This window comes from Methylomonas methanica (assembly GCF_001644035.1).
GTDB lineage: Bacteria > Pseudomonadota > Gammaproteobacteria > Methylococcales > Methylomonadaceae > Methylomonas > Methylomonas methanica_A.
The window spans coordinates 1-21574 of record NZ_LUUG01000052.1 but is presented as its reverse complement, the minus strand read 5'-3'; the positions used below and the strand labels follow the sequence as shown (position 1 = coordinate 21574).

25 protein-coding genes are annotated in these 21574 nt (G+C 49.5%); 13 read left to right on the top strand and 12 right to left on the bottom strand.

Annotation, left to right across the window (positions count from 1 at the left end; translation table 11 throughout):
* Nucleotides 1-70 precede the first annotated feature (70 nt).
* Nucleotides 71-2005, top strand: coding sequence for a molecular chaperone HtpG (htpG, locus tag A1332_RS06025; protein ID WP_064007654.1), 1935 nt, complete (start codon nt 71-73; stop codon nt 2003-2005).
* A 120-nt stretch (nt 2006-2125) separates the two neighbouring features.
* Here the strand turns inward: htpG and A1332_RS06020 are convergent, their stop codons facing one another.
* The 8 genes from A1332_RS06020 to A1332_RS05985 all read right to left on the bottom strand — a co-directional run bounded on the left by A1332_RS06020 (nt 2126) and on the right by A1332_RS05985 (nt 9396).
* Nucleotides 2126-2779, bottom strand: coding sequence for a hypothetical protein (locus A1332_RS06020; protein WP_064007653.1), 654 nt, complete (start codon nt 2777-2779; stop codon nt 2126-2128).
* A gap of 338 nt (nt 2780-3117) precedes the next feature.
* Nucleotides 3118-3660, bottom strand: coding sequence for a DUF924 family protein (locus tag A1332_RS06015; RefSeq protein WP_064007652.1), 543 nt, complete (start codon nt 3658-3660; stop codon nt 3118-3120).
* A 361-nt stretch (nt 3661-4021) separates the two neighbouring features.
* Entirely contained in the window at nt 4022-4696 is a 675-nt protein-coding gene (locus A1332_RS06010) for a hypothetical protein (RefSeq protein ID WP_064007651.1), read from the bottom strand.
* Nucleotides 4697-4710: 14 nt separating this feature from the next.
* The gene (locus A1332_RS06005; RefSeq protein WP_064007650.1) at nt 4711-5265 is read right to left on the bottom strand and encodes a cyclin-dependent kinase inhibitor 3 family protein; all 555 of its coding nucleotides are present in this window, start codon (nt 5263-5265) and stop codon (nt 4711-4713) included.
* Nucleotides 5266-5301: 36 nt separating this feature from the next.
* Nucleotides 5302-6339 carry a 23S rRNA (adenine(2503)-C(2))-methyltransferase RlmN gene (gene rlmN, locus A1332_RS06000; protein ID WP_064007649.1) on the bottom strand — a complete coding sequence of 346 codons (1038 nt, stop codon included), beginning with the start codon at nt 6337-6339 and terminating at the stop codon, nt 5302-5304.
* Nucleotides 6340-6433: 94 nt separating this feature from the next.
* On the bottom strand, nt 6434-7129 hold the full coding sequence (locus A1332_RS05995) for a copper resistance protein B (protein ID WP_231890222.1): 696 nt from the start codon (nt 7127-7129) through the stop codon (nt 6434-6436).
* Complete coding sequence (locus tag A1332_RS05990) at nt 7116-8816, bottom strand: copper resistance system multicopper oxidase (RefSeq protein ID WP_082879558.1); 1701 nt, start codon at nt 8814-8816, stop codon at nt 7116-7118. Before A1332_RS05990 ends, A1332_RS05995 begins: the two co-directional genes overlap by 14 nt.
* Nucleotides 8817-8988: 172 nt before the next feature.
* A complete protein-coding gene (locus tag A1332_RS05985) occupies nt 8989-9396 on the bottom strand; it encodes a DUF2750 domain-containing protein (protein ID WP_231890221.1) in 408 nt (135 codons plus the stop codon).
* A gap of 255 nt (nt 9397-9651) precedes the next feature.
* On the opposite strand from A1332_RS05985, the gene A1332_RS05975 reads away from it, so the two are divergent.
* From A1332_RS05975 to vapC, 4 genes are all read left to right on the top strand, one after another.
* Entirely contained in the window at nt 9652-9915 is a 264-nt protein-coding gene (locus A1332_RS05975; protein ID WP_020482220.1) for an RNA recognition motif domain-containing protein, read from the top strand.
* On the top strand, nt 9908-10141 hold the full coding sequence (locus A1332_RS05970) for a VF530 family DNA-binding protein (protein WP_064007646.1): 234 nt from the start codon (nt 9908-9910) through the stop codon (nt 10139-10141). Before A1332_RS05975 ends, A1332_RS05970 begins: the two co-directional genes overlap by 8 nt.
* 112 nt (nt 10142-10253) lie before the next feature.
* On the top strand, nt 10254-10487 hold the full coding sequence (gene vapB / locus A1332_RS05965; protein ID WP_064007645.1) for a type II toxin-antitoxin system VapB family antitoxin: 234 nt from the start codon (nt 10254-10256) through the stop codon (nt 10485-10487).
* A gap of 8 nt (nt 10488-10495) precedes the next feature.
* Entirely contained in the window at nt 10496-10897 is a 402-nt protein-coding gene (gene vapC, locus A1332_RS05960; protein ID WP_064007644.1) for a type II toxin-antitoxin system tRNA(fMet)-specific endonuclease VapC, read from the top strand.
* A gap of 73 nt (nt 10898-10970) precedes the next feature.
* Here vapC and A1332_RS05955 read toward each other — a convergent pair whose 3' ends face one another.
* From A1332_RS05955 to A1332_RS05940, 4 genes are all read right to left on the bottom strand, one after another.
* Nucleotides 10971-11504, bottom strand: a complete 534-nt coding sequence (locus tag A1332_RS05955) for an SRPBCC family protein (RefSeq protein ID WP_064007643.1) — start codon at nt 11502-11504, stop codon at nt 10971-10973.
* Between the two features lie 28 nt (nt 11505-11532).
* On the bottom strand, nt 11533-12342 hold the full coding sequence (locus A1332_RS05950) for a DUF4239 domain-containing protein (protein ID WP_064007642.1): 810 nt from the start codon (nt 12340-12342) through the stop codon (nt 11533-11535).
* Between the two features lie 532 nt (nt 12343-12874).
* Nucleotides 12875-13081, bottom strand: a complete 207-nt coding sequence (locus tag A1332_RS05945; protein ID WP_064007641.1) for a DUF6494 family protein — start codon at nt 13079-13081, stop codon at nt 12875-12877.
* A 207-nt stretch (nt 13082-13288) separates the two neighbouring features.
* Entirely contained in the window at nt 13289-14191 is a 903-nt protein-coding gene (locus A1332_RS05940; protein WP_064007640.1) for a MerR family transcriptional regulator, read from the bottom strand.
* Between the two features lie 91 nt (nt 14192-14282).
* On the opposite strand from A1332_RS05940, the gene A1332_RS05935 reads away from it, so the two are divergent.
* The 8 genes from A1332_RS05935 (at nt 14283) to A1332_RS05900 (ending at nt 21570) form a co-directional block, all read left to right on the top strand.
* Complete coding sequence (locus A1332_RS05935) at nt 14283-15542, top strand: sigma-70 family RNA polymerase sigma factor (RefSeq protein ID WP_064007639.1); 1260 nt, start codon at nt 14283-14285, stop codon at nt 15540-15542.
* Between the two features lie 50 nt (nt 15543-15592).
* Nucleotides 15593-16756, top strand: a complete 1164-nt coding sequence (hflK, locus tag A1332_RS05930) for an FtsH protease activity modulator HflK (RefSeq protein WP_064007638.1) — start codon at nt 15593-15595, stop codon at nt 16754-16756.
* Complete coding sequence (gene hflC, locus A1332_RS05925) at nt 16753-17619, top strand: protease modulator HflC (protein WP_020482229.1); 867 nt, start codon at nt 16753-16755, stop codon at nt 17617-17619. The genes hflK and hflC overlap by 4 nt, the downstream gene beginning before the upstream one ends.
* 17 nt (nt 17620-17636) lie before the next feature.
* Entirely contained in the window at nt 17637-19541 is a 1905-nt protein-coding gene (ftsH, locus tag A1332_RS05920) for an ATP-dependent zinc metalloprotease FtsH (protein WP_064007637.1), read from the top strand.
* Nucleotides 19542-19639: 98 nt separating this feature from the next.
* The gene (locus A1332_RS05915) at nt 19640-20029 is read left to right on the top strand and encodes a hypothetical protein (RefSeq protein WP_082879568.1); all 390 of its coding nucleotides are present in this window, start codon (nt 19640-19642) and stop codon (nt 20027-20029) included.
* Nucleotides 20030-20345: 316 nt separating this feature from the next.
* Nucleotides 20346-20831 carry an SRPBCC family protein gene (locus tag A1332_RS05910; protein WP_064007635.1) on the top strand — a complete coding sequence of 162 codons (486 nt, stop codon included), beginning with the start codon at nt 20346-20348 and terminating at the stop codon, nt 20829-20831.
* 42 nt (nt 20832-20873) lie between these two features.
* Nucleotides 20874-21329, top strand: coding sequence for a PAS domain-containing protein (locus tag A1332_RS05905; protein ID WP_064007634.1), 456 nt, complete (start codon nt 20874-20876; stop codon nt 21327-21329).
* Nucleotides 21330-21366: 37 nt separating this feature from the next.
* The gene (locus A1332_RS05900; protein WP_064007633.1) at nt 21367-21570 is read left to right on the top strand and encodes a hypothetical protein; all 204 of its coding nucleotides are present in this window, start codon (nt 21367-21369) and stop codon (nt 21568-21570) included.
* Nucleotides 21571-21574: the final 4 nt, after the last annotated feature.

The window sequence follows — 21574 nt, the reverse complement described above, 5'->3', positions numbered from 1 at the left end:
CGGACTTGAAAAATAAAATTATCATCCCCAACTCGCCCCAATCCACTTCACAACCTAAATGAGTATAGACATGACTGTTGAGGCAAACAAACAAACCCTAGGTTTTCAAACCGAAGTAAAGCATTTACTGCACTTGATGATTCACTCCTTGTACAGCAACAAGGAAATCTTTTTACGCGAGTTGATCTCCAACGGCTCCGACGCCGCCGACAAGCTACGCTTCGAAGCTTTGGCCAACGACAGCTTGTACGAAGGCGACAGCGAATTAAAAATCCGCATTGATTTCGACGAAACCAAAAAGACCATCACCATCAGCGATAACGGTATCGGCATGACCCGCGCCGAGGTGCAAGACCATATCGGTACCATCGCCAAATCCGGCACCAAGCAATTCTTCGAACGCCTGACCGGCGACCAAGCCAAGGACAGCGAACTGATCGGCCAATTCGGCGTGGGCTTTTATTCGGCCTTCATTGTCGCCGACAAAGTCACGCTGACCACCCGCAAAGCCGGCGCACCGACTTCGGAAGCGGTGCGTTGGGAATCGGCCGGCGAAGGCGATTACACCATCGAGTCGGTCGACAAAGCCACCCGCGGTACCGAAATCGTACTGCATCTGAAAGAAGGCGAAGAGGAATTTTTAAACAGCTGGAAACTGCGCTCCATCATTAAAAAATTCTCCGACCATATTTCCCTGCCCATCGTGATGAGCAAGGAAATTCCGGCAGAGAAAGACGAGGAAGGCAACGAAACCGCACCGGCCCGCGTCGAAGACGAAACCGTCAACAGCGCTTCGGCCTTATGGACGAAAGCGAAAGACTCGATTTCCGAAGAAGAGTATGCCGAGTTTTATAAACACGTCTCGCACGACTTCCAGGATCCCTTAACCCACGTCCACAGCCGCGTGGAAGGCACCAACGAGTACAGCTTGTTGTTGTACGTGCCCAGCCGCGCGCCCTTCGATATGTGGGACCGCGACGCCAAACACGGCGTTAAGCTATACATCAAAAAAGTCTTCATCACCGACGACGCCGAACAACTGATGCCACGCTTTCTGCGCTTTGTGCGCGGTGTGATCGATACCGATAGCCTGCCGCTGAACGTGTCGCGCGAGATCTTGCAACAAAGCAAGCAAATCAGCGCGATCAAAACCGGCGCGGTGAAAAAGGTGTTGGGTATGCTGGAAGACCTGGCCGAAAACGACGCCGAGAAATACCAAAAATTCTGGGAACAGTTCGGTAACGTGATCAAGGAAGGCCCGATCGAAGATCACAAAAACAAAGACCGTGTCGCCAAGTTACTGCGCTTTTCGTCTACTCATACCGACGACAAAACTCAGAACGTGTCGCTGGCGGACTATGTCAGCCGGATGAAGGAAGGCCAAGAGAAAATCTATTACGTCACCGCCGACAGCTTTGCAGCCGCCAAAAACAGCCCGCACCTGGAAATTTTCCGCAAGAAAGGTATAGAGGTATTGCTTCTGTCCGACCGCATCGACGAATGGCTGGTGTCCAGCCTGACCGACTTCGACGACAAGCATCTGCAATCCATCGCCAAAGGCGAACTGGATTTGGATAAATTCGACACCGAAGAAGAAAAACAGCACCAGGAAGAAATCAACAAGGATTTCGAATCGGTGCTGAAACAAATCCAGGACGTGTTGAAAGACAAAGTCAGCGAGGTCAAAGTCAGTCACCGTCTGACCGACTCCCCAGCCTGCTTGGTGACCGGCGCTTACGACATGAGCTTGAACATGGAACGCATCATGAAAGAAGCCGGCCAATCGATGAACATGATGGGCATGGGCGGCAGCAAGCCGATCTTTGAGATCAACCCTGACCATGCCATCGTCAAGGCCTTGAAAAACGAGCAGGACGATGCCCGCTTCGCGGACATCAGCCATATCTTGTTTGATCAAGCCATTCTTAGCGAAGGCGGTCAACTCGACGATCCGTCGGCGTTTGTGCATAAGTTGAATGGCTTGTTGCAAGGACTGTTGGGTTAAATTCTCATCACGCTAAACAAAAGGCCGGGTAACCGGCCTTTTTTATTGCTATTTACCTGAACGGAGAGGACGCATAACTCGCCCCAACCCGGAGAACATTATTTTCGACCAAGCAAGCGGCTAGCGATTAAAACGTTTGCTAAGACCCAGGCCAGCAATAGAAAAACCGAACAAAAACCCACTCGCGGGTAACGGCACAGGCGCTAGCTGACGTGTCCAAGCCCCCGGATTGCCGGTCACCGACCCAGAAACGCTGTAAATTAATTCGCCCGAATCCATTGCAGCTAAGCCATTTGCAACCGAACTTATCGAAACGCCCCCCAGCAAACCGGGCCTACCATATTCATGTTTATTGAGTACCGCACTCCAATTACCGCTGAAATGCCCGTCGGCGTCGGTATCGAACTCTATTCGAGCACTCCTGTCGTAATAGGTCTGAAAGTGCGGGTCGACCCCGGCATTATTGGGATTTGTGTAAAAAGCCGCAGTGTCCATTCTATAAAATTGCCCTAAACCAAAACTGAAGGTAAACGGGATGCGCGCGCTGGAATAGTCGTCAACATCAAGAATAGCCCGTCCGTTTTTGGGTAGCAGCGATTCTTCAACAATAAAGCTAATGTTTACACCGACATCCCCAAAACCCGGCGGATCTATGTAGGTAAAGGTATTACCGGTATAGGTGTATTGAATCAATGCCGCTGTCGCGGGCGTGCATAAACCGGCGGACACTATTATCGAAAAAATTAATGCCAAGTAACGAACGATGATATTCATGGTGTTTACCTATGTGGCCGGTTGCTACCGAGACTGGTGAGTTCTTGATGATACTCGCGCGCACCCTAGCTTTCAAACCAATCCGCCAAACATCGTAAATTTTGCTTATCGCTTTATTCCTAAAACCAATAATCGGCCCCCACATGGAACTCTCGTTAGCCTGTACTGCTAGTAGAAGCTCTATTTCCTCGTTCCCACGCGCCGCGTGGTAATGCAGGGCTTGGCCGCGCTGCGGCACACACGCACCGCCGCGCGGTACATCTGAGTTCCCACGTGATATGTGGGAACTCGAGTAATATACCCACAGACTTCCATTTACTTGCTTTTCCTGACGGCCCTCAAAAACTGGAACCCGGTTGTTTAAGAAACTCAAGCTCTTCGGCAGTTGAGATACGACCCAGAATTTGATTGCGATGCGGATAACGGCCGAAGCGATCAATAACGACTTTGTGCTTTAACTCAAATTGATAGTTATCCGGCAAGCCATTTTCGCGGTAGAGCTTTTCCGCCCATGCATGGATGGTTTTGGACTCGCTGTGCATAAAGGGCAAATACAGAAAACTGCGCTCGATGGGCGACAAGCCTAGATCAGCACCCGCCGCTATCGCTTCCTGCGCCAACACCAAAGCTAGCGAATCATAGGCGAATGCCAAAGGGGAGTTACGGTAGATGTTTCTGGAGAACTGATCGATGACGATGACTTCGGCGAGCCGGCCTTTTGGCTCTTGCCGCCAAGCGAACAATTCGCCTTTTACGGCTTGTTGGAGTGTGAGTACGAATCGGTCTGCGATGGTTTTATCGAAGTCCGGATTGGCTGACCACCAGAGTTTGGGGGCTGTTTCTTCAAACCAGAATGTTAGGATTTCGTGGTAATTGGTCATTGGCGTTTTGTTGTGTCGCGGACCGAATTAACTCCGCCAAGAGAAAGTCCCCAAAGAAAAACCACCAGGACGCCGCTTAGGCCACTTCGCCCATCGTTCGCGATTAATGCAATCACTTTGTTCAGCACATCTAAGGTCGTAAAACGGATATTGCTGCGCAACCAGTATAAAACACCAGGAGCGTGGCGCGCTGGCAACGTCGGTTTTGGGAAGATCACTATCTATGATGCCGTATTCAGCACACATCAATTATATCCATTACACCCCGGTCAAGCATGGTTTGACTTCATTCGAAATGGGAGAACCTGAGAATTGGCGGATGACACTTTGCTTCTTCACCCTACGGCCCGGCAAAAATAGGCTAGCGCCCAGCCATATCGGCTTTACGTGCAATCATCTTTTCGGCCAGCGCATGACCGCCGCCGTAATCAATAATAAGCTGGCGAATTTTTTCGTCGGGAATCCTGAGCACCACCATGATAGCCTGTTTGATGTCTTCTGGGCTCATGCCTGCGAAGAGTTTGCCGGCATGTGGGTTGCCATCGTCGTTGCGCAGCACGTCTAGTTCGTCCACGCGGGTGCCGAATGCTTTGCCTTTCGGATCGCCCTGAGCCCGGAATGCCAGCGCTCCACCCACATCCAGTGTCAGCACTTTGCCGTTGACGACACCCTGGTTTTCGCCATTAAAGCCGGCGACATCCCAATTGGCGGTCCAGGCATGCACACCAAACCACTGCTGAGCCTGTTTGCGTTCGCTTTGACTGAGATGTGCAATGCACTTTTTGTCGAGTTCGACCCACTCAGTCGCGATCTGCTCAGGCGCTTTGGTGTTCACATAAGTCAAAGTGGGTGCACCGGCGAGTTGGTACAGCTTGGCTGCAATCATTTCATTGCGAGCATGCGCCGGAGATTCCAGAGTCTTCACGTAGTAACGCCGGCCGTTACCGTCCTGAAAAATGCCCGCGGGATTGGTGCCCAGTTGCCCGCTAATCCGCTGCATGACGGTGGTATCAATCGTTGATATATCTGCGTACATCGCTATGTTCCGGCTTAGGGGATGGATTTAGTGCGACGCACCAGCGCCAGTTGCGCAGGCGTTTCGATGGCGCCCTTACGCACGTGCCGAACGGCCTGTATCCCCACTTCGGCATCCATGCCCAATTCCACAAGCAGCCGCGCCGCGATCATACCTGCCCGCCCCAAGCCACCCTTGCAATGCACGAGCACGTCTTCGCCATTGCGCAACATCTGCCGGATCTCCTGGCCTTGCGTCAGCCACTGCTGCTCGAACGCCTGGGTAGGCACGGAATAGTCGGCAATCGGCAAATGGCGCCATGCTATGCCGCGCCTGCGAATTTCATGTCCAAGCTGCGGCACCTTAAGCGCCTTGAACTCAGCGGGTTCGATTAATGTCAGCACCAGCTTTGCCCCCCAGGCGGCGATGACATCCAGATCGATACCAAGATCGCGCTCCCAGGCACCCGTGTAAGCAAAATGGTCGTGCTTACCAGGACAGAAAGTGATCCCGATCCGGCCATGCGAAGGACTCGCACGTACTTCGGCGATCTGAAGCGGGTGTGTATGGCTGGTCCGCGCAGCTGTCATATTGCCATCCTGCCGAAATATAGAAGGGGGAGCTTTTTAATTTTTAGAATTAAGTTGTCCGCATGCTGCCAATACGTCATCGCCTTTCGCGCCTCTTATTAAAGTCGGGATTCTAAATCCATCTAATACTGCTTTAAAATTTTCGACTTCATCCAAATCGGGGCTCTCGTAACGTGAGCCAGGGAATGGGTTAAAAGGAATTAAGTTTATATAAGCACGTTTTCCTGCCAGTAACGCCCCCAATTTTTTAGCATCATCCGGAGAGTCATTGAAACCTTTTATCAGAATATATTCATAAGTAATGAATTGCTTTTTTTGCAATGGTATTGCGTCTATGTAGGTTAATACCTCAGCTAGCGGATATTTTTTATTAATCGGAATAAGCTCATTCCTCTTTTCCGCAAAGGGTGAATGTAGCGATAACGCCAGGTTCACGCCGGGAGTTTCCTGGCTCCATCTTTTGAGGCCGGGGATATATCCCGCCGTTGAAATCGTAATTTTTTGCACACCAATTGACGTTCCGCGTTGCGATAAAAAAATTTCACAGGCTTTTTTAACAGCATCAAAATTATGCAAAGGCTCGCCCTGCCCCATAAAAACGATATTTAAAATCCGCTCTTCTCCCGGCCTATTGCTTGCCAACCAGCGCCACGCTTGGAGAAACTGGCCTACAATTTCGCTGGTAGTCAAATTCCGTTTAAGCCCCTGCTCTCCGGTAAAACAAAAAGAGCAATTCATTGCGCAGCCAACCTGCGACGACAAGCAAATAGAATATTTATTGTTAAACGGAATAAGGACAGTTTCGACTTTGTGATTATCTTTGAGCTTAAACAAAAACTTTACTGTTCGATCTTTTGACGACTCATGCACCGTATCGATTTCGGGCAAAGAAAAGTCGAAATGCTGTTCGAAATAAGCTAATGATGATTTTGAAATATTATCACGACATTGAATGCTTTCTTTTTTCTTATAATGCCAATTAAAAAGAATCGCAGCTACCGAAGGGTTTAAATTATTCTGATTTATTACCGTTTCTAAATCGGAATAATTTAAGTCGTAAAAAGATTGTTTCAAAAAATATCTCCTGGCTATTCCAATATTCTACCAATCCCCATTGGCTTGAAAAATTGGATTTTAACTTTTCAAAAATATACGGGTCCGCAACGGCTCAATACCAAACCCGCACGCCGACTACACCGCGCAAGCTGTGCTGGTGTTCGCGGAGCGACGCTTCCTCGACGTAGTCCATACCCACATAAGGCGCAAATTCGCGTTCGATCTCATAACGCAAGCGAAAGCCCGCTTCAAATTCGGTAACGCCGGCTTTCACGCCGCGATTTTGTATGTCCTCGGCAGCCACATTTACTTCGACGCGCGGCTGTAGAATAAGCCGCTGGGTCAATAGCATTTCGTAACCGAGCGTCAAACGCCCCAACACATTGCCTTTCTCGTTGATGAACATCGCGCTGTCCACTTCGATGAAATATGGCGCCAGCCCTTGAAAGCCGATGACCGCATCGAAAGTACGTTCCGGTTCTATCGCGCGCCGGGCGCCGATCTGAAAATCCCAAAACGTGTCGATATTGCGACTGTACAGGATCTGTAAATCGGCGCGGCCGAAGATATTTTGATCGGCGGAATAATCGCCTTCCGATTTCAACCAAAGCTTGTTTTCGTCGGTGCCGGTCCAGTTCTGCACATCCCATTTGAACAGATGCAAGCCTTGATTACCTTCGTATTCCAGCCTGTCGGCCTTGAAATGATTAAATACCATAGCACTGTCGTGCGCCACTGCGGCGGAACAAAACAAAGCCAGACAAAACCAAATATTTCGGGGGCTAAGCAAAGCCTTACGGATGCACATGTTCCGCCCTTTCCACGATCAATTTACGAAACATGCCGGTATCCATGTGATACAGCAAATGACAATGAAAAGCCCACTCGCCTTCCGCATCGGCCGGCACATCGACGCTGACGGTTTGGCCGGGCTTGACGTTGATCACATGTTTTTTCGGGTTGTACATGCCGTTACCGTTGTCCAGATACTGCCAGAGGCCGTGAATATGGATGGGATGGTTCATCATGGTTTCGTTGACATAGGTGAAACGAATCCGCTCGCCAAACTTGACCCGTATCGGCTCAGCATCGGCATATTTGGTATCGTCGAACGACCAGATATAGCGCTGCATATTGCCGGTTAGCCTTAGCGTGATTTCCCGGTCCGGCGGCCCCATCAACGCGTGATTGGGTTGCGCAGCGATTAACTGGCTATAGCTCAATGGATTTACTGTATCGCTGGTATCCGCAACAGGCATGACATGCCCGGCATGCGGGTTTGGCACTGTCTCGGCTGTTGTTTGCCGATGGCCGACGTGTTCAGTCTTGGTGGAGGCGGGTGTAGCCAAGTGTTCCGTATGCGCGTGACCAACTTCCTCGCCGGCAACCGGCTGAACCGATGTTTGATGAGCAGCGTGGCCGGCATGCTCGCCGCCCATATCCGCCAAGGTCAACAAGGTCATGGGGCGCATTGTCGGCAACGTGGCTTGCAAGTCTGCGCGTGGGGTCAACGTAGCGCTAGCATAACCGCTGCGATCCATCGCTTCGGCAAAGATGCTGAAAGCCTGTTCGGTTTGCGGCTGCACCAACACATCGTAGGTTTCCGCCACCGCAATCCGGAATTCATTCACATCGACCGGCTCGACCGGCTGCCCGTCGGCGGCAATTACCGTCATTTTCAGACCCGGCAAGCGCACATCAAAATGGGTCATCGCCGAAGCGTTGATAAAGCGCAAACGAAGTTTTTCGCCGGGTTTGAACAGATAAAGCGGTTTCGCTTCCGAGGTTTGGCCGTTGATTAAGAAGCGGTAATTGGCACCGGTCACGTCGGCCAAGTCAGTGGGTTCCATGCGCATTTCGCCCCAGGCCATCCTGTCGCTAACGGTTTTCCAAAAACCCAAGCGTTGAACATCGGCAAAGAAATCGCCTACGGTGCGCTGCTGAAAATTGTAATAGTCACTTTGTTTTTTCAAGCGGGCCATGGTCCGCGCCGGGTCAGCGCGCGGCCAATCGGACAGCATGACCACGTAATCGCGATCTACCGTTTGCTGTTCCTGTTGCGGGGCTATGATCAGCGCTCCAAACAAACCCTGTTGTTCCTGCATCCCGGAATGACCGTGATACCAGTAGGTGCCGCTTTGCTTGACTTTAAATTGATAGGTAAAGGTCTGGCCGGGTGCTATGCCGTCGAAACTAATGCCCGGCACACCATCCATTCGGTAAGGCAGAATGATGCCGTGCCAGTGGATCGAGGTGTGTTCTTTAAGCTGATTGCTGACGTGCAGAGTAACCTCCTCACCCTCTCGCCAATGCAAGGTAGGCGCGGGCAAGGCTTCGTCCGCGAGCACGGCCTGCTGGGTTTCGCCAATCAGATTGATAGCCTTTTCCGAGATCGATAGACGATAAACATCGGCCTGCGTCACGCTAGACAGCAGACTTGCCAGCAACAGCCAAGCCGCCGAATATCTAGCGCCGGAGAAAACCCAATAGTGCATAACACCCCTAAAGACCGATTAGTAGGTGTTTACTCTAACATTTTTAAAGGGATCGATACGTTGCTGAACGCGAACTCAGGTCTTGCTGGAGACCAATCGCCAATGCCGCAATATCGGTACTCCCACGTGCCGCAAGCTCGGCTGGGCACCAGATTAACTTGCAGGGACAGAATTAATCGTCCAACACAAAATCGCGCGAGTCGCGCATGCCTTCCAGAAAATTAAACAAGCGTTGCGGACTGATCAGACAGCCGGCCGCCGCTTTTCTCGGCATGATTTCCACCAGCACACCCTGCGCCGTCAGTTTGTTCAAAACCTGATACATAAAAAAATCCAGCGTCTCCGCCACGCCTATCATATTTTCCCAGTCGCCGACCGCCGCCTCGTCGGCATAACGCCGGTACGGCCAGACCGGCAGAGTTTCATGGCCGTCCACCACCCGCAAAATCCATTGCCGGCTTTCTTTCAAACCCCAGACTTCGTCCATTTCGACGATGCGATACATAAAATATTCCAACAGATCTTCATCGCTCATGGATTGAGCCGCATCATATTCTTCTTGGTAAGGTTCGTAGCGCATAGTACCGATCCGGTGATGGAAAACCACATTGCAGCAATAATCGCACCACGGTAATCGGCTATCAGCAAGCCCGCCAAACTCGGCGAATTGTCGGGTTTGCGCGGAAATAGAGCGTATCGCTGCGCGTTGGCTAGCCGATTTATTGTCGTATAACCGACAAAACCTAAACCGATTGCCGCGCAGCGCGTATTTAGCAAAAAAGCCCAATCCGATAAGTTGTATAGTTGCGACCCTTTAGCATAAACAAGCAAAGCCATGAAATTACTGATACGCAATCTTCCCCGCACCACCACCGAAACCGAATTGCGGGCCATGTTCGCGGAACACGGCAGCGTGCAATCCTGTTCACTGGTGATGGACAAAGACACCAATAGCTCGAAAGGCTTCGGCTTTGTGGAAATGCCCAAGGCCGGCGAAGCCAAGGCCGCCATCAAAACCCTGAATGGTCTGGAAATGGACGGCAACCGCATTCGTGTGAAAAAGGCCGAAACCAACCCTGGCGAAGCCGCCGATGACTAAACCCGGCAAGCAAGATCCATTGCATGGCATCACACTGGAAACACTGCTGACCCGTTTGGTGGAAAAATATGGCTGGGCTGAATTGGCTAGCCGCATCGACATCAATTGCTTTGCCAAAGACCCCAGCATTACCTCCAGTCTGAAGTTTTTGCGCAAGACGCCCTGGGCAAGACAAAAGGTTGAGGCGCTTTATTTGCAGAGTTCGTGGGCAGAAATCCAAGATTAGCTTTTTATCGCTGATGCGGCCTTATTGGCCTCTCTTGGTGCCAAGAAAGATATTGATTTTTAAACAAATCTAAGGATATAGTCTTGCCATATACAAATACAAGGTGGCAACCATGGCTACGAGCACGATTTTCACTAATAACCGCAGTCAAGCAGTGCGCCTCCCCGCCGATATGCGTTTTCCCGATTCCGTTAAGAAAGTTGAAGTTCGGGTCATCGGTCAAGAGCGCATCATAGCGCCGGCAGAATCCACATGGGACAGCTTTTTTTTGAATGGTCCGACGGTCAGCGACGACTTCATGACCGAGCGCGCCAGCCAACAGCAAACTGAGCGTGACAGTTTTTAGGCAAACCCATGCTGAAATACCTGCTCGATACCAACATTGTCATCTACGTTATCAAGCGGCGGCCGCTAGAAGTATTGACTAAATTCAATAACGAACATGGACGCATGGCGATTTCCGCTATCACGCTCGCCGAGTTGGTACATGGTGCCGAGAAAAGCCAATTCCCCGCTAAAAACCTCGCTGTAGTCGAAGATTTTTGCAGTCGTTTACAGATATTGCCTTACGGAGATACCGCCGCCTACCACTATGGCAGCATCCGCGCCGCGCTGGAACAAATCGGCCAAACCATCGGCATTAATGACCTGCATATTGCGGCCCACGCCCGCAGTCAAGGGCTAATTCTGGTGAGTAACAATTTGCGCGAATTCAAGCGTGTACAGGGCTTGTTATTGGAAAATTGGGTGGCGTGATTTATTCAACTGAATATCGACGCCTCCGTTTGGAAATATTCGTTTACCCTCTGACCAAGCTATTCAATCCAATCTAGCCGGCCTCCTCCACTATCGATTTGATAGCCGACAAGCCCTGCTCAAACTGACCGCCCACCATTTTGTCGCAATTCATGACCAAGCTCATGAGTTTGCCGATGAAGTTATTTTTACCGGACATACTCCAGACCACAACAGTATTTTCCCCTGCGGATGTGAAGGTAAACTCGGCGGTATTGCTGGCTTTAAACGGTTTAAGAAAATCCAGTTTGAAACGGATCAAGTCGTGCGGGCAACTCTCGACGATGGTCATACTGCCCTCGCCTACTTTATTGTTACCGGCCCAACTCATGTTGGCACCGGCACCGGCTTGCGGCCCTGAAAAGCTGTTTTTGGCATTGGGGTCCAGTTTGGCCCAGGGCGACCAAGCCTGCCAATTCTGCAAATCGTTAATTTGATTAAAAACCGTTGCCGGCGGCGCGGCCATACTGATGGACCGGGAAACCTGGAAAGTATCCGGCTGTCTGCTGGCCAATGCCAGAATAATCAGAACAACCACTGCAACGAAGATCAGGATAATGTCCAACATGGCGAAATTCTCCGGTTGTTAAAAAATGCTAATGCCTGCTATCGACGTCTCCACCATCGCGAATAGCACTCTGCAAATCGATCAAACTCTGCTGGCTCACCCGGATTACGCCCCGATACGGCCGGTCCAAATCCAGAATAATGAACACCATTACCACAATCAGCCAGACCATGATGTAGGTGACAAACGATGTCCGATGCCCGGCCAGACCGTTGGTATAGCCGACCAGAGCCCCGCTAATCACAAAGGTGATGTACAACAACCCCAGCACCAACTCGGGTACATGCCGATTCACCTCGGCATCGCGTTTGCCGAAATTATCGATCAAATCGTTCAAGGCAGGGATAAACAAACCAGTGGTCACCGGACTGGGTGCCTGTTCATTCGCTTGCCGGGCATAATCCCAAAGCTTTGCTTGCATGCGTCCGGCCTCCGCGATCAGCGCCTCCCTCTGCCCGCGCTGGGTTAGATCGACATAGCCGGTTCTGACCCGCAAATCCAGATAATTACGAATTACGCCGCTTACTTCTTCACGTACCGGCTTCGGCAATAACTGCGCACGCAAATAGGCGGTACCGATGGCATTGGCTTCGTCGACCACCGCCTCGCTACGACTATCGTAACGCTGTAAGGATAACGAGAAAGTAAAACCCAACAGCAATGCCAGAATGCCGAGTAATGACCCGGAAATGGAATTGACATGGGCTTTGAAATTATCGTCCACCTTAGGTTTAATCCGTAAACCCAAGCGATAACCCAGCTCGATTGTCACTGCCATCGATCCCAACAACACGCAGGCGATCAGTAAACTATCGATGTCGTAAGTGATCTCAGTCATGACTTGAACTGGCGAAAGTACCGAAAAGGCTTATTTGAGCAAACTTGCGGTTGGTTGATTATGAAGGACATGTAAAAATTTGTCATTCCCGCATATTTCTGACGCTAGCTTGTTGATTTTACGAGTCTTACGCATTGAACCATGCGGAGATCAGGACTATTTGCAAGTACTGCGCGGCATACTTTGTTTGACATTAAGCCCGCTCAAAAACCGGCCAACGGCAATCCACGCCAGTTCGCTGCGCCGAATAGGTGTATAACTTCGCTTACGGGTTATTCAAGTCGTTGGTGTTCACTGGCATACAGGCATCATTTTGATTATTTGCCGGACAAAATCACCAATACCAAGGAGCCAACAGCATGAGCAAAGCCCAAAAAAGCAATAAGGAAACCAAGAAACAACCGGCCTTAAGCCCGAAAGAAAAAAAAGCCGCGAAAAAAGCTAAGAAGGAATCCGCGTCTTAAACCGCCCTCTGGCTATGCGACCAGCGTGAATTCACTCTGGTCTGCTGCCCACTCAAGAAAAGCGCCCGTCATTCCAGCGCGATAGTCCCCTCAATACAATGACTGATGCCCACCGCCGGCGCTTCCAAAGTCATCTTCACGTTGATACTTTCCGAACCGCTTATTTTTCCGGATTCCAATGCTTTAGCCACTGCGTGCTCAATTTCGCGTTGGGAACTGATACCGACTGTTTTTAGAAATTTTCTGATTTCCATGTTGAATGTATCTTCGTTCATAGCGTTCACCTGTTAGTGGGTTGATTGAATGGCTTCGGCAACTTTACTGCTGCTTGCCTGTCTGTAGAAGCTTTCGAGAAAAGTTGTTGAGCGAACTAAAAATAACGGGAATATCCCTATCGATGTCAACGTTTCGGTCCGCCCGACCTTCGATAAGCTGCCGTTAGCGAATCGTCTGCAGCACCTTGTCTGGATTTAGCCTGTGATTCAGTTGGACAACTGCTGTTGCTGGGCTTTGGCGTTGAAATGATCGATATCGGTGATCAATTCGCAATGGCTTAAATCATTTTGCAATTGCGCGTAGTAAAAATAAGCCCCGCTGCCGCCCAGCCAGACCTGGGTGGCCTCGCTGTTGACCGAATCTATTATCAGCTGTAATTCGTCTATGGTTACTTGCTCCGGCGGGGTCTTTACCAATCCCATGACTATCACGTCCGGCTTCAAGTGCTGACAGGCCTCGATAATATCCTTGGCCGGTAGGTCCGCACCCAGATAATAACAATTGTAGCCCTGGTTGGCGGCAATCAAGCAGCTCACCAAAATCCCAAATTCATGCGGATCGCCGCTAGGCGTGGCAAACAGCATGCCCGGATTGTTTTTAGAGTGGTGATGCAAATTGTTCACCATGCTCAACACAATCCGTTTGATACAGCTGGAAAACATGTGTTCCTGGGCGATATTTAATTTCCCATCGTGCCAAAGCTCTCCCACCGTCTGCAAGGCAGGCAACAAAATGTCTCTGGCGTAGTCCAACGGCTCGGCGGCGATCAGCGCCTTCTTCAACAATTGTTCGCAACGTTCGATGCGATATTGTTTCAAGGAATCGATGATCTGCGCCAACAGCGGCGATTGCTCTTCTGACGGTTGAACACTGACTTGTTTCTGAAAATCTTGTAGTTGCTGGTTGTCCAGGGCAGCCAGCTTGCCGATGGGATGACCCTTTCGGGTCAGATTGACCAACAGCGTCAATTTTTCCAAATCCTGTTGAGAATAGAAACGCCGCCCCGTGCTGTTCCGCGCCGGCATGATGCAGGCGTAGCGACGTTCCCAGGCTCTTAGTGTTTCCGCTGTTAATCCGGTTAAGGAGGTAATCGCTTTAATTGAGTACATTGTTCAACTTTTGTATAGAAAATACTTTGACAAACATTCTACATTCTAGTAAGTTATTTGCCAACAACTTAAATAACCAAGTGAATTGATTATGTCCAACTTAGCCACATTGCCAATCGATAGCGAGATGGATTCGGTAACAGAATCCCAACCCAACTCACTTGCCGTTCAAGTTGAACAGGCCAGGCAGACTCTGTTAGCGTTATTGCTGGAAAACAAGCAGACCAACGCCTTGATAATTAACAGATTTTTGCACGACCTCAATTCAGGCGTGGACTGCTCCGATCTGATCGTCGCCAAAAATTCAGACGACTACAAAAGATTGCTGCAACTACTGGTGAACAGCCAGGCGGAGAATAAAAACAATCCGGTTCTTTATGTCGAGAATAACGGACAGGACAAAGTTGTACAAGCTGATAATGTTGTACAACTTATGGGTTCGGAATTTGCGCAGCAATCCTTGGTGGCTCGTTCGGTCAATCGCTTGTTGTACAGCCTGCACTTGTTACCGGTATTTTTGATGGACAGCGCGGCGCAAGCGGACGGTGTGTTGAGCGCAGACACCGAAGACAGCGCCGACTTCAAAAAACGCCTGGGCAAAGCCAAACGCGAATTGAGAAGCTTGCGGCAGGAAATGATCTCCGCCAACACCGGCTTGGTGGCATTCGTTGCTCACAAGTACAAAACCAGTAATTTGAGCTTTGAAGATTTGATGCAGGAAGGTTTGGTGGGCTTGATTAAAGCGGTGGATAGATTCGACCCTGATCGCGGCATCTGCTTTTCCACTTATGCCATTTATTGGATCAGACAGGCCATATCCCGCCTGATAGTCAAACAAGAAAAAATTGTCCGTTTGCCGGTCGCGTTGGCCGAAAAAGCCGCCACCGTCTTCGAGGCCATGCGCAGTTGCTACCTTAAATATGAGCGCTGGCCGAGCATCGCCGAATTGAAACTTGCTTGCGATTTGTCCGAGCAAGAGATTAAAACCATCAGCAGTTACTACCAAGCCACGCATTCTTTGGACGCGGCAATAGGTGATGATGACGATAATCTGGAATTGATGGCAAAAATGCAGCAGCATCAATTCAGTCTGCCACTCGATGAACTAATTGATCAGGATCTGGCTCAATATGTCGACAAAGCAGTTGCTTCGCTACCGGAAAAACAGGCGGCGATTTTAACCATGCGTTTCGGTCTGCGCGATCACACGGAAATGACCTTGCAGGCAGTAGCGGATCAGCTGCATGTTACTCGGGAGAGAGTCAGGCAAATTCAAAATGAAGCTTTAAAAAAATTGAAACAACAATTTGGCTTTGACCTTATGCTATTTCTCGAACCCAAGGATGGCTAACAATAACAATCATTGACCCAGGTCAGGCTAACACTACAAGAGGAGTGATTATGTCATCAGAAAAACAAAACACCAGTAAGCAAACGCCGCAGTCCGACTGGAAGTTGGAACTGGATAAGCAGTGGAAGCAAGTTTCTAGCAAAGCGGGCGACTTTTTTAACGATCACAAAAGTATGTTTTCTTTAACCAACATCGCCGCCGCCGTTGGTGGTACGTTAACTGTCGTCTGGCTGGCCAGCGGGGTTTACATTGTGGACCAAGGTAACCGAGGCGTGGTAAGCCGCTTCGGTGCGTATTCGGAAACCACCTTGCCAGGCCCGCACTGGCATATTCCGGCGCCGATTGAAAGCGTAGCTAACGTGAACGTAGAGCAACAACGGTTTATCGAAGTCGGATACACCGATTCCAGCCGGGTTAACAAGTCAGCCGTTATCCCGCAAGAATCGTTGATGCTGACCAGCGACGAAAACATCATTACCGTACGTCTGGCCGTGCAGTATCAAATCAATAATGCCCGCGACTACTTGTTTAACGTCAAAAACAATGAAAACACGCTGAAGCAATTAACTGAAAGTGTGGAGCGCGCCGTGATCGGCCGCAACAATATGGACTTCGTGTTAACCGAAGGGCGCAGTCAAATCGTCGCCGAGATTAAAGAACAGATTCAGGAGGCAATGGACGGCTACAAGGCCGGCATCAGCATCGCCAGCGTCAATTTGCAGGATGCCCAGCCACCCGAAGAAGTGCAAGGCGCGTTTGAGGATGCGATCCGAGCCCGCGAAGACAAGCAACGCTTGATCAACGAAGCCGAAGCTTATAGTAATGAAGTGATTCCTAAAGCGCGCGGTGCGGCATCGCGGATTATTCAAGAAGCGGAAGCCTACGAAGCCGAGAAAGTGGCCAAAGCCAAAGGTGAAACCGAACGTTTCGATCAGTTACTGGTGGAATACGACAAAAGCCCAGCCATCACCCGTAAACGTTTGTACCTGGAAGCCAAAGAAAAACTGTACAGCAGTACCAACAAAATCATGCTGAACGATGATCAATCCAACCCGATGATGTACATGCCTTTGCCGCAAACCGTCACGCAACATGCACAGCCTGCCGCCAGCCATACGGAACCGGAACTTAGCTCCGAGCCGCACAACGGCGACAAAAACGGGGCTCGCAAATCCACCGGCAACGAATTACGTCCTAGCAGGAGCAAACAATGAGCAGCAAAACCACCCAAGTTTTAATTCCGGCCGGTTTGACTCTGTGTGTACTGGCCTATATGTCGGTTTTTTACGTCAAAGAAAACGAAAAAGCCATACTGTTTCGTCTCGGTGAGATGGTCACATCCGACTACACGCCAGGGCTGCATTTCAAGACCCCCATCATCAATAACGTCAGCACATTTGATGCGCGTGTGCTGACCTTGGATGCGAAATCCGAGCGTTTTCTTACCTCCGAGAAGAAGAACGTTATTGTTGACTCATTCGTTAAATGGCGAATCGGTGATGTGGGTCTCTTTTACACCACGGTCGGCGGCGACGAGTTTCAAGCCAATCTGCGCCTAGACCAAATCATGAAAGACGCGATGCGCAGCGAATTCGGCGTACGGACCATCAAGCAATTGATCTCCGAAGACCGCAACGAACTGAGACAAACTTTGCTGGCAAAATTGTCGCCCACTGCCGAAAAATTCGGTATCGAGTTGATCGACATTCGCGTTAAACGCATCGATTTGCCGCCGGAAGTCAGCAGCTCGGTGTATCAACGGATGCGCGCGGAACGGGAGCGGGTAGCCAGAGAATTCCGCTCGCAAGGCGCGGAAAGTGCCGAGCAAATCAGTGCGGAAGCCGATAAGCAAAAACACGTGATAGTTGCTAATGCCCAGCGCGATGCGGAAAGCATTCGCGGTCGCGGCGATGCGCAATCAGCGGAGATTTACGCGAAAAGCTACGGTAAAAACCCCGAGTTTTATGCGTTCTACCGCAGCTTGCAGGCATACCAAACGTCGTTTGAAAAAACTCAGGATACTTTGGTGTTAAAACCGAACTCCGACTTTTTCAAATACTTCTCCAGCGAAAAGTAAGTTAGGAGACAGCTATCATGAAAAAAATGTTCATTTTTATCACCATCCTGCTCGCAGCAGGGCTGGTGGTGTCGGCGGTGATGAACCGCAACATGCCGGAATACGATCCGCATTTTGAAATTTCGTATTCCGACTTTATCGAAGACGTGCGTAATAAAGTGGTTACGGAAGTGGTAATAGATGGCAATTACGTCGACGGTCACCGCCAAAACGGCACGCGCTTCGCGACCTACAATCCCAATGACTCCAGAATGATCGACGAGTTGCTGGAATACGGCGTGAAGATCAAAGTCGAGAAACCGCAACAACCGTCCACTTTGATGAATATTCTCATCTCCTGGGCACCTACCCTCTTGCTGATCATGGTGCTGGTGTATTTCATGCGCAAGCAGGCAGCCATGGGCGGACGCGACGGCCAGATGGGTTTTGGCAAAAGCCGGGCAAAACTAATGGCTGAAGATCAGATCAAAGTGCGCTTCACCGACGTGGCCGGCGTGGAAGAAGCCAAGGAAGACGTCGTGGAAATGGTCGACTTCCTAAGAGAACCAGGCAAATACGAAGCTTTAGGCGGCAAGATTCCGCGCGGCGTGTTGATGGTCGGCCCTCCGGGCACCGGTAAAACCTTGTTGGCCAGAGCGATTGCCGGCGAAGCAGGCGTACCCTTCTTCTCCATCTCCGGATCGGATTTCGTGGAAATGTTCGTTGGTGTCGGTGCCTCCAGGGTCAGAGACATGTTCGAACAAGCGAAAAAGCGCGCACCCTGCATCATATTTATCGACGAGATCGACGCGGTCGGTCGGCAACGTGGCGGCAGCGGCATCGGCGGCGGTAACGACGAACGCGAACAAACGCTGAACCAGCTGCTGGTAGAAATGGACGGCTTCAGCGGCAACGAAGGCATCATCGTTATCGCAGCTACCAACCGCGCTGACGTGTTGGATAAAGCTTTATTAAGACCAGGCCGTTTTGACCGGCAAGTGCAGGTCGGTTTACCGGACATCAAGGGCCGCGAGCAAATTCTGAAAGTGCATGGCGCCAAAGTACCACTCGCGGAAGACGTGAATATTAACGATCTGGCCCGCGGCACACCCGGTTTTTCCGGGGCAGAGTTAGCCAACTTGATCAACGAAGGCGCCCTGTTTGCTGCCCGCAACAAAAAGCGCATAGTGACCATGAATGACTTGGACAAAGCCCGCGACAAAATGATTATGGGTGTGGAAAAACGCACCATGGTCATGACCAAAGAAGATTTGTTGATGACTGCTTACCACGAAGCCGGACACGCCATCGTCGGTCGCAATGTGCCTGAGCACGACCCGGTCTACAAAGTGAGTATCATGCCGCGCGGCGGTGCTTTGGGTATCACCATGTTCCTGCCGGAGCGAGACCAATACAGCGCATCCAAGGATAAGCTGGAGAGCCAAATCGCCAGCTTGTTCGGTGGCAGGGTAGCGGAGGCCTTGATTTACGGCAAAAACAAAGTCACCACCGGCGCGTCCAACGACATCATGCGGGCTACGCAATTGGCTAGAAACATGGTCACCAAATGGGGCTTGTCGGATCGTCTGGGCCCCATGGACTATGGCGACAGCGAGGGCGGATACATGGGCCCGCAATCCAAGCCAATGTCCGAAAAAATGGCACAAACTATCGATGAAGAAGTACGGGCGGTAATCGACGCCAATTACAACCGCGCCGAAACCATACTGAAAGAAAACATCGAAGTGTTGCACAACATGGCTCAAGCCTTAATGGATTGGGAAACCATCGATAAATTTCAGATCGATGAACTGCTACAAGGCAAAAAACTTGCACCGCCGGAACCGGAAGTAGAAGAACCAAAATCGTTTGAAGAGATCGAAGACTCGATAAACGACGAAACCGGCGATCACCTGGATCAAGGACAAGTACTGGCGTCCTAAAAGTCCTCCTCTATGTACCCTCCAAACGCTGTACTCTTGGAGGGTATCTTTTTTTCAGAGGTAGCAATATGCATACTCAATCGATAACCACAAAAACCATGAACGCACTGCAATTGTTATTGCAGATTAATTTTAATGTAGCGGTGATTCTATTATTGATCAGCGGTGCAGCGACGATATTCGGTAATACGCTTTTTTTTGAAGATAGTAGCGATCTGTACGGTCCGTTAGCCAATAATATGCGGTTAATGATGTTTTATTTGTGTTTAATCCAAATCGCGGCGTACAGTTTTTATAAATTGAGTAACAGCCCGGAAGCATTGGCCGCGTTAGGTGTTTTTCTTCTTCTGCTAATCGGTTCGCTGGAGTTTTACTGCTCGATCAATCAAATTGAAATCGACGAAAACTATAGGCAATTATTTATTTATTCCGGCTTATCGCACCTGCTTTATGGCGGCTGCGCGGCCATGCGGCACCAGGAAAACTAAGAATTTGTAAGCTTTCTGACACAATGCAGACTAGAATTAGATACTGAAGTATTTCTCTTTACTATGATAGGCTTTGCTTAGCACAAACCATAAAGCAAATTTATATTTTCTTTTTAAAGTTCAGTCTAATCGACTGTTTAGCTGTAAAGCCATCTCTAAATCAACGCCATCGAGGTATACTGAGTAAATACACAAAAAGCCGAACCGCCTGAAAGTGATTTAATTCCATAAATCCAAATACAGTTTTATAGGCTTTACGTGTCCAGAAAAATTATAACAACGCCGAGCAGAAAGCTCCGCGAGGGGGAAAGATCAAATGCACATCAAATTTCCGTTTGACTCACACAAGCCCGTTGCCGGCGAGGCATGCATCGACATCGACAAACCAGTTGACGATGTTTTTCATTATGTCGGTGAAAAATTTTTTGAGAATTATCCAAAATGGGCTGTGGAAGTAGTCGATTTTGAACCTCTCGACGGAAAAGAAGTATTCGTCGGCGCCAAGGCCAAACAAATCCGTAACGATAACAACGGCGAAATCGAATCTGTTTTTGAAATCACCGATTATCAACCCCGATCCAAGCTTATCTTTCAAGGATTGACCCAGCCTTACAAGCACAGTTATTTTCTTGAAGTCGTTCAAGAAGACCGGCAACCCACCCGTTTGACGTTTCGATTTGAATTTTTGGAGCTTGAGGTGTTCATGCGGCCTTTCGAGAAATTAATTCGTTGTGCCATCGAAGACGGTGCGGAAAACACCGTCGAAAACATTAAGAATTTAATATTAGTAGAATGCAACTAGCATATACAAACTCATAATTATTATAAAACCCGGAGTTTAACCATGGCTTTTATTGTTGAAAAAGATAGCGGGCTTATTCCGCAAGTACTTTCCGCTATTTTGGACGAATGCGTAAACGGCGTCACACTGGCGGACCCGGACCTTGAAGACGCGCCTATTATATATGCCAATAAAGCATTCGAACGTTTAACCGGATATACTCATGACGAAATAATCGGTCACAACTGCCGTTTTTTGCAAGGTGAAGATAGAGAACAAGAGGCGCGGTTTAAAATCGCCGAAGCCATGAAGAATCATGAATCGGTTGAAGTGACCTTAAGAAACTACAAAAAAGACGGCACTTTATTTCACAATCGTTTAAAGATAACCCCATTATTGGATAAAAAGAATCGGGTAATTTATTATCTAGGCGTGCAATATGATATTACCCAGCAGGTAAGTGCCAACAATGAAATAAAGGAATTAACCAGTCTATTAAATGCGATTCAAGGAAGTTAAATTACCGTGCGATAAATATATTTTGTAGAGGATCTCCATGAATACAACTGCAAACGCCAACGGCGACGATGGCCTGTTTTTTAACGAAGCCTTATTTGGCCTGGCGATATTGGCTTTCGTGCTGTTGCTTATCATAGAAAAAACCAAACCTTATCGCCAGTTTTCCGCTAAAACTTATAAAGAGTCCTTTGTCACCAACACCACGGCATTCTTGGTTAATAACTTAATCCTGAATCCGTGACTCC